The organism is Mesorhizobium amorphae CCNWGS0123, assembly GCF_001686985.1.
Classification (GTDB): Bacteria; Pseudomonadota; Alphaproteobacteria; order Rhizobiales; family Rhizobiaceae; genus Mesorhizobium; species Mesorhizobium amorphae.
In genome coordinates this window covers 4,790,510-4,806,070 of sequence record NZ_CP015318.1, presented here as the reverse complement: position 1 = coordinate 4,806,070, position 15,561 = coordinate 4,790,510, and the positions used below count along the sequence as shown (strand labels likewise).

The following is a 15,561-nucleotide window of genomic DNA, read 5'->3' as shown; positions in this document are numbered from 1 at the left end:
GCAACCAGAAAGAAGCCTTTATCATGAGTCCCAAATTCCTCCGCATCGCGGTCGTGCTTGGCCTGTTGTCCGCCATCGGCCCGTTCGCCATCGACATGTATCTTCCTGCGCTGCCTTCGATCGGCGAGGATCTGCACGCCGGTACCTCGGCCGTGCAGATGAGCCTGCTGATCTTCTTCCTGTCGATGGGTTTTGGTCAGATTCTGGTCGGGCCGATCTCCGACATGGTCGGGCGCAAGCTGCCGCTCTATGGTGGTCTGGCACTGTTCATGGTTGGCGGCGTCGGCTCGGCACTGGCGCCTTCGATCGAGTGGCTGATCGCCTTCCGCTTCCTGCAAGGGCTCGGTGCCAGCGCCGGCATGGCCGTGCCGCGCGCCATCGTGCGTGACCTGCACACCGGTAATGAAGCCGCCAAGCTGATGTCCCTGCTTATGCTGGTGTTTTCGGTGTCGCCGATCCTGGCGCCGCTGACCGGCAGCCAGATCATCGAGACGTTCGGCTGGCGCGCCGTGTTCTGGACGGTGACCGGTGCGGCAGCGCTCGCCACGATCCTGCTCGCAACCTCGCTCAAGGAGACGCGTCCGGTGGAGGAACGCGCCGGCTCCTCATTCGGTACGGCGCTGTCCGGCTACAGGTTCCTGATGGGCGACCGCAATTTCCTTGGCCTGGTGGCGATCGCCGGCTTCGGCATTGCGAGCTTCTTCGTCTATCTGTCGAGCTCGTCCTTCATCCTGATCGACCATTACGGGCTGTCGCCTTCGGTCTACAGCGTGTTCTTCTCGATCAACGCGGTCGCCTTCATCGGCATGTCGCAGTTGACCGGAATGCTGGCCGAGCGGTTCGGTCTTAGGCGCGTCGTGCGTGTCGCGGTGACCGGCTATGCAACCACAATGGTGGTGCTGTTCGCCATCATGGCGACGGGTGTCGACCGGCTCGACGTGATGGCGGCGCTGCTGTTCGTCGGCTACGGCTTCCTCGGCCTGGTCATCCCGACGACGTCGGTGCTGGCGATGGAAGAGCACGGCGAGATCGCCGGCACGGCCTCGGCGCTGATGGGCACGCTGCACTTCGCCATCGGCGCGCTTGCCATGGGCGTCGCCGGCCTGTTCTTCGACGGCACGCCGCTGCCGATGGTGGCAGGCATCACGCTATGCGCGGTGATTTCGTTCAGCCTGGCCAAGGTGACGCTCGGCCGTTCGCGCGAAGCTGTGGAAGCGCCGGCGGAATAACTGACATCCATGGAAGCGAAGAGGCCGGGTCTTTGCCGGCCTTTTTTGCGCCTGCCGCGACCGTGTCTCACCCAGCGGCAAGCGAGCAACGCCGACCCGTGTCAGGCTTTGGCTAATGCATGCATTGAAAGGGAGAAGTGGAGGTTTCTGTTGCCAGGTACCTCCGAACCCCGCCTAGAAGTGCGAACCTCTAGGGCTTGATTTGAAGCGTTCGCACTGCATTAAGCAGCGAGACGAGCTTCCGCATAGTTGTCGTTGGCAACTATAAGTTTAGCCCGATGACGGTGGTACAATGCCGGGCAAAAGTACGATCTTTACACCTTCGTCGATCCTATTTCGCCCCCAGCAAAAGCCGCTCCTTTGAAAGAGCGGTTTTTGGTGGAGGCGCCGGGTACCGCCCCCGGGTCCGAACGGCTTATTTCATCGCCCATTTATCGCCATAGTCGGTCAAGCCGACAAAACGAATATAGGGGCCGATCGTGGAAAATGAAAGGCCGCATCGGACTTTCTCCTCATGTCAAAATGAACCGCCGAGGGTTGACTTGCTCGCGCGCTCAACCGAAGCTTTGCAACGGTGAGGAGTTGCTACCTAGCGCACAAGTTGCGTCAGCGCGCCACAACCCTCATCGACCGGATCCGTGGCGCCGACGAGGGGAATTTTTCATGGCCGACTATCTCGCAGACGTGAAGAAGTACGACGCCGGTGCCAGCGCCGATGCGGTCGACAAGATCGTAAAGCACCTGGGTATCGCGCTCCGGAACAAGGATTCTTCGCTGGTGTCCTGCACCGACCCCAAGGAACTCGATCGCGTCAAGGCGAACTGGGTTGCCAAGAAGCTCGGCGTCAGCGACGACGGCAAGGCTAGCGCTTCGGTCGAGAAGGTCTGCAAGGCGATGGCCGCCGACAACACCAAGAGCCGGGTGACCTTCTACTATCTGGTCGCGAAAGACCTGGGCAAGCTCGGCGCTCTCTGACGATTTCGCTGCAAACGTAGATGCGGGCGCGATTTTCGCGCCTGCTTCTGTTGACGGATTCGGATATGATCACGGCAATCCCGAATCGAGGCCAAGCCGATGCGCCAGTATCTCGACCTGTTGAAGCATGTGCTGGAGAACGGCGTCGATCGTGGCGACCGCACCGGTACAGGTACGCGCGGGGTGTTCGGCTACCAGATGCGCTTCGACCTGTCGCGCGGCTTTCCGGTCACCACCACCAAGAAGCTGCATCTGAAGTCGATCATCCATGAGCTTCTGTGGTTCCTGGCCGGCGATACCAACATCAAATACCTCAACGATAATGGCGTCTCCATCTGGGACGAATGGGCGGACGAGAATGGCGATCTCGGCCCGGTCTACGGCAAGCAGTGGCGCTCCTGGCCGGACGGGCATGGCGGCGAGATCGACCAGATTGCTGGCCTTCTGAAGGAGATACGCAAGAATCCCAATTCGCGCAGGCTGATTGTTTCGGCGTGGAACCCGGCCGAGGTGGAGGCGATGGCGCTGCCGCCCTGCCACTGCCTCTTCCAGTTCTACGTTTCGGAGGGCAGGCTGTCCTGCCAGCTCTACCAGCGTTCGGCCGACATCTTCCTCGGCGTTCCCTTCAACATCGCCTCCTATGCGCTGCTGACCCTGATGGTGGCGCAGGTGACGGGGCTGAAACCCGGCGATTTCGTCCATACGCTCGGTGACGCGCATCTCTATTCGAACCATTTCGAGCAGGCGCGCGAACAGTTGCAGCGCACGCCCAAGGCGCTGCCGACGATGTGGATCAATCCGGAGATCAAGGACCTCTTCGCCTTCCGCTTCGAAGACTTCCGGCTGGAGAACTACTTCGCCGACGCGTCGATCAAGGCGCCGATCGCGGTCTGATCGGAAGCGCCAGGCTTTGCCTGGTGCTTTGCGGACGATCCATCAGTCGATGCCGACCATGACATCCGATGCCTTGATCACGGCATAGGCTTGCTTGCCCCTTTCGAGCTTGAGGTCGTCCACCGCCTCGTTGGTGATCGACGCGGTGACGACGGCGCCGCCAATGTCGATGCGGACATGCGAAGTGGTGGCGCCCTTGACGATCTCGATGATCGTTCCCTTGAGTGTGTTGCGGGCGCTGATCTTCATGGAAGGCTCCTTCGCTCTATCCGGCAAAGGTCATCGCAGGTCGAGAAAACCCAGGCATACAATGCAGCAGCCTGCGAAAGGCCTTTCTTTGTTATATTCATCCGGATATATCGATTGCGGGCTTTCAGCCGAACGGATTTTCAAACCCTGGGAGAATTTTGCATGCTTGATTTCAGGTTGAAGGCGATCGTCATCGGCGGGCTGGTGGCAATTTTGATGGCAGCAGTGCCGACCGCGCGTGCCGAAGACAAGGTGGTGGTGTTTGCCGCTGCCAGCCTCAAGGACGCGCTCGATGCCGTCAACAAGGCCTGCGAGGCCGATGTCGGCGAAGCGGCGACCATCTCCTACGCTGCAAGCTCGGCGCTGGCCAAGCAGATCGAGGGGGGCGCGCCGGCCGATGTGTTCATCTCGGCCGACCTCGACTGGATGAAATATCTCTCCGACAAGAAGCTGACCAAGCCTGACACCGAAGTGAAGCTGCTCGGCAACCAGATCGTGCTGGTGGCGCCGAAGGATTCCAAGGCCGAGACCAGGATCGAAAAAGGTTTTGATCTCGCCGGGCTGATCGGCGACGGCAGGCTCGCCATGGGCGATTTCAAGGCGGTGCCGGCCGGCAAATACGGCAAGGCCGCACTCGAATCGCTCGGCGTCTGGTCCGCGGTCGAAGGCAAGGTGGCGCAGGCCGAAAATGTGCGCGCGGCACTCAAGCTGGTGTCGACCGGCGAAGCTCCGCTCGGCATCGTCTATGCCACCGACGCGCATGCCGAAAAGGGCGTCAAGGTGATCGGCACCTTCCCGGAGGATTCGCACCCGCCGATCGTCTATCCGGTTGCCCAGACCGCGGATTCGAAGGACAAGGACACACCGGCCTTCCTGAAATGCCTTGAGTCCGCCAAGGCGGCCGAACTTTTCAACGCGCAGGGTTTCACTATCCTGGCGCCGAGCAACTAGGCACGACACCAAGGCATGAACTGGCTGCTGGACCTCACTCCCGACGAATGGAATGCGGTCCGGCTGTCGATCAAGGTGGCGACGGTGGCGATGATCGCCAGCCTGCCGCCCGGCATATTGATCGCGCTGGTGCTGGCGCGCGGCCAGTTCTGGGGCAAGACCTTGCTCAACGGATTGGTGCATCTGCCACTGATCCTGCCGCCGGTGGTAACCGGCTATCTGCTGCTGCTGACCTTCGGCAGGCGCGGTCCGGCCGGCGCCTTCCTGGCCGAGCATTTCGGCATTGTCTTTTCCTTTCGCTGGACGGGCGCAGCACTGGCCTGCGGCATCATGGGATTTCCCCTGATGGTGCGGGCGATCCGGCTGTCCGTCGAGGCGGTCGATCGCAGGATGGAAGCGGCGGCCGGCACGCTCGGCGCCAATCCGGTCTGGGTGTTCACCACCATCACGCTGCCGCTGATCCTGCCCGGGCTGATCGCCGGCGCCATCCTGTCCTTTGCCAAGGCGATGGGCGAATTCGGCGCCACGATCACCTTCGTCTCCAACATCCCGAACGAGACGCAGACGCTGCCCTCAGCGATCTACACCTTCACGCAAGTGCCGGGCGGCGATGAAGGTGCGCTCCGGCTGACGCTGATTTCGATCGTCATCTCGATGGCCGCCCTTGTCGCCTCGGAGGTGCTGGCGCGGCGCATCGGCCGGCGGATGGACATCGAATGACGGTCCTGGTCGACATCAGCCATCGGCTCGGCGATTTCGCGGTCGACGCCAGCTTTGAGAGCGCCGGGCGGCTGACGGCACTGTTCGGGCCTTCGGGCTCGGGCAAGACGACGCTGATCAACCTGATCGCCGGGCTGATCCGCCCCGACAGGGGCCGGATCGCGGTCGATGGACGCGGGCTGGTCGATACCGACGCCGGTCTCTTCGTGCCCAAGCACAGACGCCGCATCGGCATGGTGTTCCAGGATGCGCGGCTCTTCCCGCATATGAGCGTCGCCGGCAACCTTCGCTATGGCCGCTGGTTCACGCCGGCAGCGGAACGCTATGCGGATTTCGATGCGGTCGTCGAGTTGCTCGGCATCGGCCATCTGCTGGACCGGCGGCCGGCAAAGCTTTCAGGCGGCGAGAAGCAACGCGTGGCGATCGGCCGGGCGTTGCTTGCCAGCCCGAAACTGCTGTTGATGGATGAGCCGCTGGCTTCGCTGGATGAAGCCCGCAAGGCCGAGATCCTGCCCTATATCGAGCGGCTGCGCGACGAGACGAAGATCCCGATCGTCTATGTCAGCCATTCCGTCGCTGAGGTGGCGCGGCTGGCCAGCGACGTCGTGGTGCTGGCGCAAGGCCATGTCGTTGCCTCAGGAGCGACCGGAGCGATCATGCAGCGGCTCGACCTTTTGCCCGCCGAAGAGCGCGGCGAGGGCGGCGCGGTGCTGGACACCAAGGTGCTGCACCACGACGAGGCCTTCGGCATGAGCGTGCTTGGCTCCTTGGCGGGCGATATCCGTGTGCCGCGTTTGGCGGTGCCGGTCGGGGCGCCGGTCCGCATCCGCATTCGTGCCCGCGACGTGATGATTGCCACCGAGGCGCCGGTTGGCCTCAGCGCGCTCAACATATTGCCGGGAATGATTGTGGCCGTCAGGCCGGGCATGGGGCCCACGGTGGAAATCGCCATCGACTGCAATGGCGCAATCGTGCTGGCGCGCATCACCGAGCAGTCGAAACACACGCTGCGGCTCAGGCTTGGCGGCAAGGTCTTTGCCGTGATCAAGACGGTGAGCTTCGACAGCGCGACCACCGGCGCCGGGCTGCCGGTCGAGGCCGATGGGTGACCAAAGCACAATACCGCTATGTTGCTTTGGAATAGCGATGTGGCTGCAGAAGGGCTAATCTGTACGTGACAGCGGAGAACAGGACATGCCGTCGTTGAGTTTGCGCATAAACCTCGATCCGGATGGGCGCGTCGGGCCCGGCAAGATCGAACTTCTGGAGCAGATCGCCGCCTTCGGCTCGATCTCGGCAGCGGCGCGCCGCATGGAGATGTCCTACAAGCATGCCTGGGATCTGGTCGAGGATATGAACCGGGTGTTCGGCAAGCCGCTGGTGGCGGCGCAGACCGGCGGCAGGAAGGGCGGCGGCGCCCAGCTGACTGCGGTGGGCCTGGCGGTCGTCAGCCGCTTCCGGGCGATAGAGCGGGCGGCGACGTCGGCTGCGGCGACCCATATGGAGGCGCTGCAGGCGGAAATCGACGCGGGCTGAATGGCCTGCAGGGGCAGGTGAGGGGTGACCCGAAGGGCACCCCTCGTCCGACATCACTCCGAAAGGGTGAACGGAGCGGTGTATTTGTCGACATTGTCCTTGGTGATGAGCAGGCAGTCGAACAGCTGCTTTTCGGTCGCGGCACCGGTCTTGCCGGTCTTGATGAACGAATCTGCCTGCTGCACGGCCTTGGCCGAGTAGACGGCCACCGGCTGCAGCACCGTGTATTGGAGTTCGCCCGCCTTGATGGCGGCGACGGCGTCCGGCGAGCCGTCGAAGCCGCCGACCTTGATGCTCGACAGCTTTCCGGCTTCCTTCAGCGCTGCGATCGCGCCGAGCGCCATCTCGTCATTGCCGCTGGTCACGCCGATGATGTCGGGGTGGGCCTGTAGCAGGCTCTGCATCTTGTCATGGCCCTGGGTGCGGTCCCAGTTGGCGACTTCCGAGCCGACCTTCTTGAGATCGGGATACTGGCTGATCACGGTCTCGTAGCCGTTCGAGCGCGTGGCGGCGTTGTTGTCGGAAGGGGCGCCGAGCAGTTCGACATAGTTGCCCTTCTCGCCGATGTCGGTCACCCATTGCTGGCCGCCGAGCGCCGCGCCCTGTGCATTGTTCGAGACGAGCTGCGCCTTGGCCAGACCCTCCTGGTTGATCTCGGCATTGACCAGGAAGACCGGGATGTTGGCGGCAATCGCCTTCTTCACCGCGCCGATCGAGCCGCTGGCGTCGGCGGGGTCGAGGATGATCGCCACGGATTTGTTGGTGATCGCGGTGTCGATCAGCTTGCTCTCGGTATTGGTGTCGGCCTTCGAGGCGCCGACGGTCGCGGTGTAGCCCAGCTTCTCGGCTTCGGCCTTGGCGACGTTGCCTTCGGTGAGCCAGTAGGGGTTGGCGGGATCGATGACGATGATCGAGATGAGGCCTTCGGCCGATGCCGCGGTTACCGATCCGGCGAGGATCGGGGCGGCGAGGGCGAACGTCGAGAGCATCAGAATTCTGGCACTGCGATACATGGAGTTCCTCCTTTGGTTGGCAATCGTGCCGGTCAACCGGCAGTCTTCTCGAGAGCGGGATCGGCCGTTTGGGCCTTGTCCTTTTGTGGAGAAGTCGGGGGGCTGCCGGCCGAGCTCGGGAGCTTGACGCGGCGGCGATACTGGATGGCGTTGAGCAGCACCGCCAACACGATGACCGCGCCGGTGAACACTGTCTGCCAGTAGGCGGAGACGCCGATGATGACGAGGCCGTCGGACAGGAAGCCGATGACGAAGGCGCCGACCAGGGTGCCGCGGATATTGCCGCGGCCGCCGGTGAGCGCGGCGCCACCGATGACGACAGCGGCAATGGCGGTGAGCTCGTATGAGGTGCCGGCGGTCGGTCCGGCCGAGGTCAGTTCGGACGACAGGATGAGGCCCGCCACCGAGGCGCAGATGCCGGAGAGCATGTAGACCGAGACTTGCACTCGCTTGACCGGCACGCCGGAGAGTTCGGCGGCGCGCTCATTGCCGCCGGAGGCATAGAGCCAGCGGCCGAAAGCGGTGCGGTTGAGGATGATGCTGCCGATGAGGGCGATGACCGCCATGACAAGCACGCCGACGGGGATGTCGAGCAGACGGTTGAAGCCCAGCCACTCGAAGCCCGTGTTGCCGAGTTCCGGCTTGCCGCCGAGGTCGTTGTAGGTGAGGCCGTTGGTCATCAGCAGTGCCGCGCCGCGCACCACATAAAGCATGCCGAGCGTGGCGACGAAGGCCGGCACCTTCAGCCAGGCGATGAGCACGCCGTTGACCAGGCCGACAAGTGCGCCGAGCACGCAGACCAGCACCGCGACGACCCAGACCGGCGGGTAGAGGATGACGCCGAGCGCGGTCAACTGCACGCCCTGCATGAGGAAACCGGCGATCACGCCGGAGAAGCCGAGCGTGGAACCGACCGAGAGGTCGATGCCGCCATTGAGGATGACCAGCAGCATGCCGACCGCCAGGATGCCGAAGATGGCGACATGCGAGGCCATGGTCAGGAAATTGGCGACCGAGAAGTAATAGGGAGACAGCAGCGAGAAGACGATGATGATGGCGATCAGCGCGAAGAAGGCGCGGCCCTCCAGCAGCAGCTTGGCCAAGCTGAAACCGTCGCCCGATGCCCTCGGATGGGAGCGGCTGCGATCGGGGCTAGCGTCGGTCACGGTAATGGCTCCTGTGTTCTTCGTGGTTGGAGAGCACGGCTTCGCCGGAAGCGGCCATGATCTCCTCCTTCGTGGCATCGGCGCCGAATTCGGCCGAGATCCTGCCGCGACGCATGACGATGATGCGGTGCGCGATGCTCAGGCACTCGGTGACTTCCGAGGTCGAGAACACCACGGCGAGACCATTTGCCGCGCGCTCGCTGAGCAGCCGGAACACTTCCGCCTTGGCGCCGATGTCGATGCCGCGGCTGGGTTCGTCCAGCAGCATGACCTTTGGGCTGGTGGTCAGCATCTTGCCGATGACGACCTTCTGCTGGTTGCCGCCGGACAGCGATCCGATCGGCGCGCCGCCGCCCGCGGTCTTGACGCGCACGTCGCGGATGGACCCATCGACCAGAGAGCGCTCCTGCGAGCGGGACAAGAACATCCCCTTGACGAAGGCGCCGATGCTGGCGAGCGACAGGTTCGCACCGACCGACATCGTCTGGACAAGGCCATCGCGCTGGCGGTCCTCGGGCACCAGCACGAGGCCCCTTGCGATGCGCTCGGCAATGCTGAGGCGGGAGATGTCTTTGCCTTCAAGCAGGATGCGCCCGCCGGCGGCCGACAGGCGCCCGGCAATGCATTCGAGCAGTTCCGTGCGTCCGGCGCCCATCAGCCCGTAGATGCAGACGATCTCGCCGCTGCGGACGTCGAGCGACAGCCTGTCGACGACCAGGCGCTCCGAACTCGTGACATCGGCGACGCTGACCTCGTCGACCGACAAGGCAATCTCGCCGAAGGCATGGCCGGTGGGTGGCGTGCCGAGGTCGAAATTCTCGCCCACCATGTTGCGGACGATCCATTCGAGATTGATGTGCCTGGCATTGGCGGTCGCGGTGATCGCGCCGTCCCTGAGCACCACGGCATGGTCGGTGATTTGCAGCGCCTCTTCGAGGTGGTGCGAGATGTAGACGATCGAGACGCCACGGGCCGTCAGGTCGCGGATCACCTTGAACAGCACCTCCACCTCGGTCGCGCTCAGCGCCGAGGTCGGCTCGTCCATGATCAGGATGCGGGAGTCGACCGAGAGCGCGCGGGCGATCTCGACGATCTGTTGCTGCCCCAGGCGCAGGTCCTGTACCAGCGTCATCGGGTCGATGTCTTCCTCGAGGTCTGCCATCAGCAGTCGTGTCTGGCGGGCCTCCTCGGCGAAATCGACGCCGGTCGCGCCGGGTATTTCCCGGCCCATGAAGATGTTGTCGCGCACGCTCAGATTGGGGGCGAGGCTGAGCTCCTGATGGATGATCGAGATGCCGCGGTCGCGGGCATCGGAAGACGAGGAGAAGGTGACGGGCTGGCCGTCGAGTTCGATGCTTCCCGATGTCGGCGTGGTCACACCGGACAGGATCTTCATCAATGTCGATTTGCCGGCGCCGTTTTCGCCGAACAGTGTCGTTACCTTACCGCGATGGATGTCGAAATTGACCCCTTTCAGGGCATGCGTGCCGCCATAGGTCTTTACGATGTTGCGGGCCGCGAGCACGGTGTCGCCGGCCGCAGGCTCGAATTCGGGCGCCGCATTCATTGGACGCTCAGCTTCACGGGCGTGACCAGCCAGCCCTTGGGATTGATCAGCTTGAAGACGCCGACGACCGAGATCGTCTTGCCGCTGAGCTTGGTGTTGTCGATGGTCGACAGAACCTGCTTCTTCATCTCGTTGTTCAGGGCCGAGCCCGCGTTCTGATACTCGATCTGGTTGACGAACTGGCCGAATGTGATGGCGCCGGTGGCATCGCGCAGGTCGGTGCCGTTGATCGCCGGCCCGGTCTGGACGCGAACGATCAGGGTGTCGGGCACGTCGGCGATCTTGACTGTGTAGATGCCGGACTTTCCCTCGCCGACGACGCCTGAGAATTTGACCGAGAATTCAGTGCCGACATTGGCAGGCACGCCATACTGCTTCTCCGCCGCCGCCTTGTCCTTGGCGATGGCCGAAGCGAGCGTGGGGGCATCGACGGCGCGCTGCTCGACGGCGGCTTGGACGTTCGGGAATTCAGCCTTGCCGAACGCCTCCGGCGAAAAGGCGGCCTTGCGGGTGTCTTCGTCCGAGCCGATCGTGACCACCTTGGTGTCGAGGATCATCGCGGCGAGCACGACCAGCACCCCGGCCGCAAGCGCAATCCAGCGAACATTCGAGGCCGGTCGCCGGTTCATCGTTGGGGTGGCAGGCTGCGAACTCATGATGTGACGACCCGTTCTGTCGCGGCGATCAGGGATGGCATTTCGTTGCGGTGGCGCGAGGCGCCGCTGTGCGGGCAGCCCGCTTGCACATCAAAAACCTCCCGCGTTGCGCTCCCAATACGCAATCGACCATACCGTGATGTTAAATTACCGTCAATGACTGTGATACTTTCCTCATATTGTAACATATGCGTGAGCAATCTTTGATTGCAATCCAATTTAACATTTTGTTTTTGTTCATTTTTTATAAGGCGTGATAATATCTCACCAGTGTTGTGATGCTGCGCGCTCTGTGGTCGTGATGAGGCCATATCGACCTCAGGCCTGTTTGGCGCGGCCGCCCACGCCTCGCGCGTGGCGGTCGGGTTGCAGTCGCATCAAATTGCTGCCGCTGAGCTGAGCGACGACGGCGTCGATCTCCTCATCCATGCGCTGCGGACTCCAGCCGAGCGCCTGGCCGGCAACCGAGGCGATCTGCTGCAGCTCGCTTGTCGTCAGGGAGCCGCTGATTGCCAGGGTCGTGCGCCGCATGACGATGTCGGCGAGATGTTCGACGAATTCGTTGCGGACGATGTAGTCGATCTCGGACAGGCTGTAGTCGTTCGAATCCGGCAAGCGGTCTTCATTGCCGGATGCGCTCCGGTGGCGCGCAATCAGCGAAGCGCTGGCTCCGTAGCGCGACAGCAACTGGTCGAGGCGAGCCACGTCGATGCCGCTGGCCGATGCGGCATCAGCCAGCCAGGTTGCGCGCGCGGCTGCGTCCATCGGAAAACCCTTGCCGCCACCGATCGGCATCGATTGCGTGCTCGCCTTGCGCTTGCTGCCGAGCCGATCGAGCACGGTGTCGGCGACTTCCTCGGCGAAGCCGCGAAACGTCGTCCATTTGCCGCCGATCAGCGAGATGATCGGGAAGGGCCGTGAGGGATCCGGCTCGGCGACAGGCGCCGAATGATCCCGGCTGATCAGGCCGGGGACCAAGGCGTCGGATGAGGGCAGAGGCCTGATGCCGCTATAGGCATAGACGATCTGGTCGCGTTCGAACTTCATGCCCGGTAAAAGGGTGCGCACGCTTTCGAGCAGATAGTCGATTTCCTCGGGCTCGCAGCGGACGGTGTCTGGGTTGTCTGCCGGAAGGTCCGTCGAACCGACAAGAGCCTTGCCGAGATAGTCGTAGACGAGACAGATGCGGCCGTCGTCGGCCTCGAAATAGAGCATGCGCCCGGCCAGGCTTCGCACCAGCGCGTCGTGCTTCAGGAGGATGTGCGAGCCCTTGGTCCCGCCGATCATTTTCGACGGCGCGCCGAGCGCGGCGTTGACATGGTCGATCCATGGGCCGGCGGCATTGACGACCAGCTTCGGCCGCAGCGAAAAGGCGCCGCCATTTTCCCGTTTGAACGTCAGCACCCCGTTCGAGGCGGAGATCAGCGACGTGTAGTTGGCCGCGCCGGAGCCGGCATTGGCCTCCAGCCCGTCGGCGACCAGCTCGACCACCAGCCGTTCGGGGTGGCTGATCTTGGCGTCGTAATAGGTGCCGGTGGCGACGATCGATCCGGTCAGGGCCGGCATGTCGCGCAACGCCTTGCTTCGCCCGACCAGCCTGTGGCGCGGCATCACCCGGTGCCGCGAGCCGTAGAAATCGTAGATCATCAGGCCGATCTTGATGAGGATGGCGCCTCGGCTGCGCGGCGCGCTGGTCGAGCCGAGCAGCGTGCGCAGCGCCGCCCACATGCCCTTGCCCCAGGAAAAGATCGGGATGACTGTCGGCAGCGGGCTGACATAGTGCGGCGCGTTCTTGAGCAGCAGGTTGCGCTCCAGCGTCGACTGCGCCACCAGCCCGAACTCGCCGGTCTCCAGATATTTCAGCCCGCCATGGATCAGGCGCGAGGGCGCGGCGCTGGTGCCCGAGCCAAAATCCGCCTTGTCGACGACAAAGCAATTTATCCCTTGAGCGCAGAGATCGCGGAACAGGCCGGCGCCGTTGATGCCGGCACCGAGAATGACGACATCGACATCGCCGGCCTTGCCGGCCAGCGTGTCCTCCCGGGTTTCGTCGGGCTGCTTCATGGCGTCTTTGTCTTGACGATGCGCAGTCTGACGCCGGCCTGCTCAAGCTGTTGCGCATGCTTGTCGCTGATGCCGTCGGTGACCAGCACCGCCTCGAAGCTGGTCAGCTCGTCCAGCACATGCAGGGCGACCTTGTCGAACTTGGAATGGTCGACAAGCAGCACGCGCTTGATCGCAGCGGCCATCATCGCCTGCTTGACCCGCACGACATGCTGATCCTGGATGAAAGCCGTGGTGCCGCTGATCGCCGACGCCGAGCAGATCAGAAGGTTAGCGCGCAGCCGCGAAATCGCATTCTCGCAGACGATGCCGATATAGGCGTTGTAGGTGCGATGGTACTGGCCGCCGAGGCAGATGAAGTCGATGTCGTCGACATTGGTCAGGAGTGCCGCGGTCGAGACGCTGTTGGTGATGACGGTCAGCGGCTTGACCTCGAGCAGCAGCGGCGCGACGGCGTTTGCCGTGGTGGAATCGTCCAGGATCACCGCCTGCCCGGGTTCGACATAGTCCATCGCGGCGCGGGCAAGCGCGTCCTTTTCGGCCCGGCCCACCGTCACCCGGTAGCGGAAGGCGCTCTCGTAGAGGCCGGACGGCTGCACGGTGACCGCGCCATGCAGCTTTCTGAGCACGCCCTGATGCGCCAGTTGGTCGATGTGGCGGTGGATCGTCATGCGCGACACGCCGAAATGCTCGACGAGATCGTCGATACGCACCTGGCCGAGCTTGATGACGTATTCGGCGATCTCTTCGCGCCGTTCGTCGGCCTTGATCATTCCGTGCCCCCCATGCTTTGCCCCGCAAGGCTTTCGATCTCCGCCCATTTCGGCCTGAGCTGCTCGGCGATGCGGCCATAAAGAGAATACCGCTCGTCGAAAACGGCGCTGCGCCCCGGGTCCGGCTGATACTGCCGGCTCACCGTGCAGGTCGCGCGAGCGCCCTCCTGCGGCGAGGCGAACAGGCCGACCGCCGCACCGGCGCAAAGTGCGGCGCCGAAGGCCGCCGCCTCATCGGTCGAGGTCACGCTGACCGGAACCTTGAGCACGTCGGCGAACATCTGCGCGAGGGCCGGATTGCGCGAGCCGCCGCCGGTCAGCCGCACCTCGCGGACGGCAAAGCCGTCGCGCAGGGCTTCCACGTGGGTGCGGTGGTTGAAGACGATGCCTTCCAGCACCGCCTTCAGCATGTCGCCGCGGTCGTGCCAGCCGCGCAGGCCAACGAAGCTGGCGCTGGCGGCATTGCCGTAGGGCGAGCCGAACAGATAGGGGTGGAAGAGCAGGGTTGACGGCTTGTTCAGCGCCGCATCGATTTCCGCCGCCAGCCTTTCGTGGATGGAGCCACCGGTCCGTCTGGCTTCTTCCTGCTCGGCGCGGCAGAGCGTGTCGAGGAACCAGTCGTAATTGGCCGTCGAGGCCGGCGAGATCGACATGTTGTTCCAACGCCCGGGATCGATGGCGTTGCGGCAGAACCAGCGCTGGTCGACGCGCGGTTCGCTGGAAACCACTTCGTTGATCGAATAGGTGCCGGCAACGATGCTGACCACGCCGTCCTCATGGCCGCCAATGCCGAGCGCCGAGGCCGTGACGTCATGCAGGCCGCAGGCGACCGGCGTGCCTTCGGCGAGCCCGGTCAGTGCTGACGCCTCGGCGGTGACGTAGCCGGCGATGTCGGCCGGATGCAGAGCCGGCGGCAAGGCCGCGAACAGCTCGTCCAGGCCGAAGACGCGCATCGCCTCGGGCACGTAGTTTTGCGTGCGCACATCAGTGAAGGAGGTGCTCGCCTCGGTCAGGTCGGTGGCAACAGTGCCGGTCAGGCAGAAGCGCAGCCAGTCCTTGCAGCCGACGATATGGCCGATGCGGTCGAAACGCTCCGGCGCGTGCTTTTTCAGCCAGGCGAGCAGCGCCGAAGGGGCGGAGGCATGCGGGACCTGGCCGGTGAGGGTAAGCGCCTCGGAGAAAACCGGGCCTTTTGCCCAGTCATCGACGATTTCGCCGGCGCGGCTGTCGAGCGACAATATGCCGGGGCCGAGCGGCCGGCGCTCCTTGTCGAGCAGATAGAGGCCGTCGCCATGCGCAGTTGCCGCCACCGCCTTGATGTCGCGCGCCGGCCTGCCGCTGAGCGCGATCGCTTCGCCGACCGCTTCAGTGGTCGCTTGCCAGAGGCCTGCCATGTCGCGCTCGACCCAGCGCGGTTGCGGCATCGACTGCGGCACGCGCCGCCGCGCCACCGACAGCTGCGAACCGTCGGCGTCGAAGACCACCGCCTTCGTAACCGTCAGGCCGTTGTCGATCCCAAGCAGGCTGGCCATGATTTTTCTCGGTCAGCGCCTGCCGGCAGGCATTGCGAATTGATGCCGAACGATGGTGGCGCTGAACATCATGGAAATTATCCTCGCCTGGATTCGCGGCTGCGATCGCGACCGCCGGACAGATAGCGGCGGGATTCGAAGCAGAACAACTGACCATACAATTCTGTGAATTTAACGTCAATATGTGTGATATCTGCCGGAAAGCTGCATTCCGCGAGGCAAGGATATGATTATCA

The 15,561-nt window shown here is 63.6% G+C and carries 15 protein-coding genes and 1 other RNA gene; 7 read left to right on the top strand and 9 right to left on the bottom strand.

What is annotated here, in order from left to right:
* Positions 1–23: 23 nt before the first annotated feature.
* Entirely contained in the window at positions 24–1,229 is a 1,206-nt protein-coding gene (locus tag A6B35_RS22755; protein ID WP_006204917.1) for a multidrug effflux MFS transporter, read from the top strand.
* Between the two features lie 136 nt (positions 1,230–1,365).
* Here A6B35_RS22755 and ssrA read toward each other — a convergent pair.
* Positions 1,366–1,725, bottom strand: a transfer-messenger RNA (tmRNA) gene (ssrA, locus tag A6B35_RS22750).
* A gap of 167 nt (positions 1,726–1,892) precedes the next feature.
* On the opposite strand from ssrA, the gene A6B35_RS22745 reads away from it, so the two are divergent.
* Both A6B35_RS22745 and A6B35_RS22740 read left to right on the top strand, forming a co-directional pair.
* A complete protein-coding gene (locus A6B35_RS22745) occupies positions 1,893–2,204 on the top strand; it encodes a DUF2853 family protein (RefSeq protein ID WP_006204918.1) in 312 nt (103 codons plus the stop codon).
* A 99-nt stretch (positions 2,205–2,303) separates the two neighbouring features.
* Positions 2,304–3,098: a thymidylate synthase gene (locus tag A6B35_RS22740; protein WP_006204919.1), complete on the top strand. Its 795-nt coding sequence runs from the start codon at positions 2,304–2,306 to the stop codon at positions 3,096–3,098.
* 42 nt (positions 3,099–3,140) lie between these two features.
* Here the strand turns inward: A6B35_RS22740 and A6B35_RS22735 are convergent, their stop codons facing one another.
* Entirely contained in the window at positions 3,141–3,347 is a 207-nt protein-coding gene (locus A6B35_RS22735) for a TOBE domain-containing protein (protein WP_006204920.1), read from the bottom strand.
* A 162-nt stretch (positions 3,348–3,509) separates the two neighbouring features.
* Here A6B35_RS22735 and modA point away from each other — a divergent pair, with 162 nt between their 5' ends.
* The 4 genes from modA (at position 3,510) to A6B35_RS22715 (ending at position 6,554) form a co-directional block, all read left to right on the top strand.
* Positions 3,510–4,298 carry a molybdate ABC transporter substrate-binding protein gene (gene modA / locus A6B35_RS22730; protein WP_006204921.1) on the top strand — a complete coding sequence of 263 codons (789 nt, stop codon included), beginning with the start codon at positions 3,510–3,512 and terminating at the stop codon, positions 4,296–4,298.
* A gap of 15 nt (positions 4,299–4,313) precedes the next feature.
* Entirely contained in the window at positions 4,314–5,018 is a 705-nt protein-coding gene (gene modB / locus A6B35_RS22725) for a molybdate ABC transporter permease subunit (protein ID WP_006204922.1), read from the top strand.
* Positions 5,015–6,127, top strand: coding sequence for a molybdenum ABC transporter ATP-binding protein (gene modC / locus A6B35_RS22720; RefSeq protein ID WP_006204923.1), 1,113 nt, complete (start codon positions 5,015–5,017; stop codon positions 6,125–6,127). The genes modB and modC overlap by 4 nt, the downstream gene beginning before the upstream one ends.
* Positions 6,128–6,212: 85 nt before the next feature.
* The gene (locus A6B35_RS22715; protein WP_006204924.1) at positions 6,213–6,554 is read left to right on the top strand and encodes a winged helix-turn-helix domain-containing protein; all 342 of its coding nucleotides are present in this window, start codon (positions 6,213–6,215) and stop codon (positions 6,552–6,554) included.
* A 53-nt stretch (positions 6,555–6,607) separates the two neighbouring features.
* Here A6B35_RS22715 and A6B35_RS22710 read toward each other — a convergent pair whose 3' ends face one another.
* From A6B35_RS22710 to A6B35_RS22680, 7 genes are all read right to left on the bottom strand, one after another.
* Positions 6,608–7,567: a D-ribose ABC transporter substrate-binding protein gene (locus A6B35_RS22710; protein ID WP_006204925.1), complete on the bottom strand. Its 960-nt coding sequence runs from the start codon at positions 7,565–7,567 to the stop codon at positions 6,608–6,610.
* A gap of 32 nt (positions 7,568–7,599) precedes the next feature.
* Positions 7,600–8,733, bottom strand: coding sequence for an ABC transporter permease (locus A6B35_RS22705; RefSeq protein WP_006204926.1), 1,134 nt, complete (start codon positions 8,731–8,733; stop codon positions 7,600–7,602).
* Complete coding sequence (locus tag A6B35_RS22700; RefSeq protein ID WP_006204927.1) at positions 8,720–10,300, bottom strand: sugar ABC transporter ATP-binding protein; 1,581 nt, start codon at positions 10,298–10,300, stop codon at positions 8,720–8,722. The genes A6B35_RS22705 and A6B35_RS22700 overlap by 14 nt, the downstream gene beginning before the upstream one ends.
* Positions 10,297–10,956, bottom strand: coding sequence for a DUF2291 family protein (locus tag A6B35_RS22695; protein ID WP_040583590.1), 660 nt, complete (start codon positions 10,954–10,956; stop codon positions 10,297–10,299). The genes A6B35_RS22700 and A6B35_RS22695 overlap by 4 nt, the downstream gene beginning before the upstream one ends.
* Positions 10,957–11,274: 318 nt before the next feature.
* A complete protein-coding gene (locus tag A6B35_RS22690; RefSeq protein WP_006204929.1) occupies positions 11,275–13,020 on the bottom strand; it encodes a glycerol-3-phosphate dehydrogenase/oxidase in 1,746 nt (581 codons plus the stop codon).
* Complete coding sequence (locus A6B35_RS22685) at positions 13,017–13,793, bottom strand: DeoR/GlpR family DNA-binding transcription regulator (RefSeq protein WP_006204930.1); 777 nt, start codon at positions 13,791–13,793, stop codon at positions 13,017–13,019. The genes A6B35_RS22690 and A6B35_RS22685 overlap by 4 nt, the downstream gene beginning before the upstream one ends.
* Complete coding sequence (locus A6B35_RS22680; RefSeq protein ID WP_006204931.1) at positions 13,790–15,325, bottom strand: FGGY-family carbohydrate kinase; 1,536 nt, start codon at positions 15,323–15,325, stop codon at positions 13,790–13,792. The genes A6B35_RS22685 and A6B35_RS22680 overlap by 4 nt, the downstream gene beginning before the upstream one ends.
* Between the last annotated feature and the right edge of the window lie 236 nt (positions 15,326–15,561).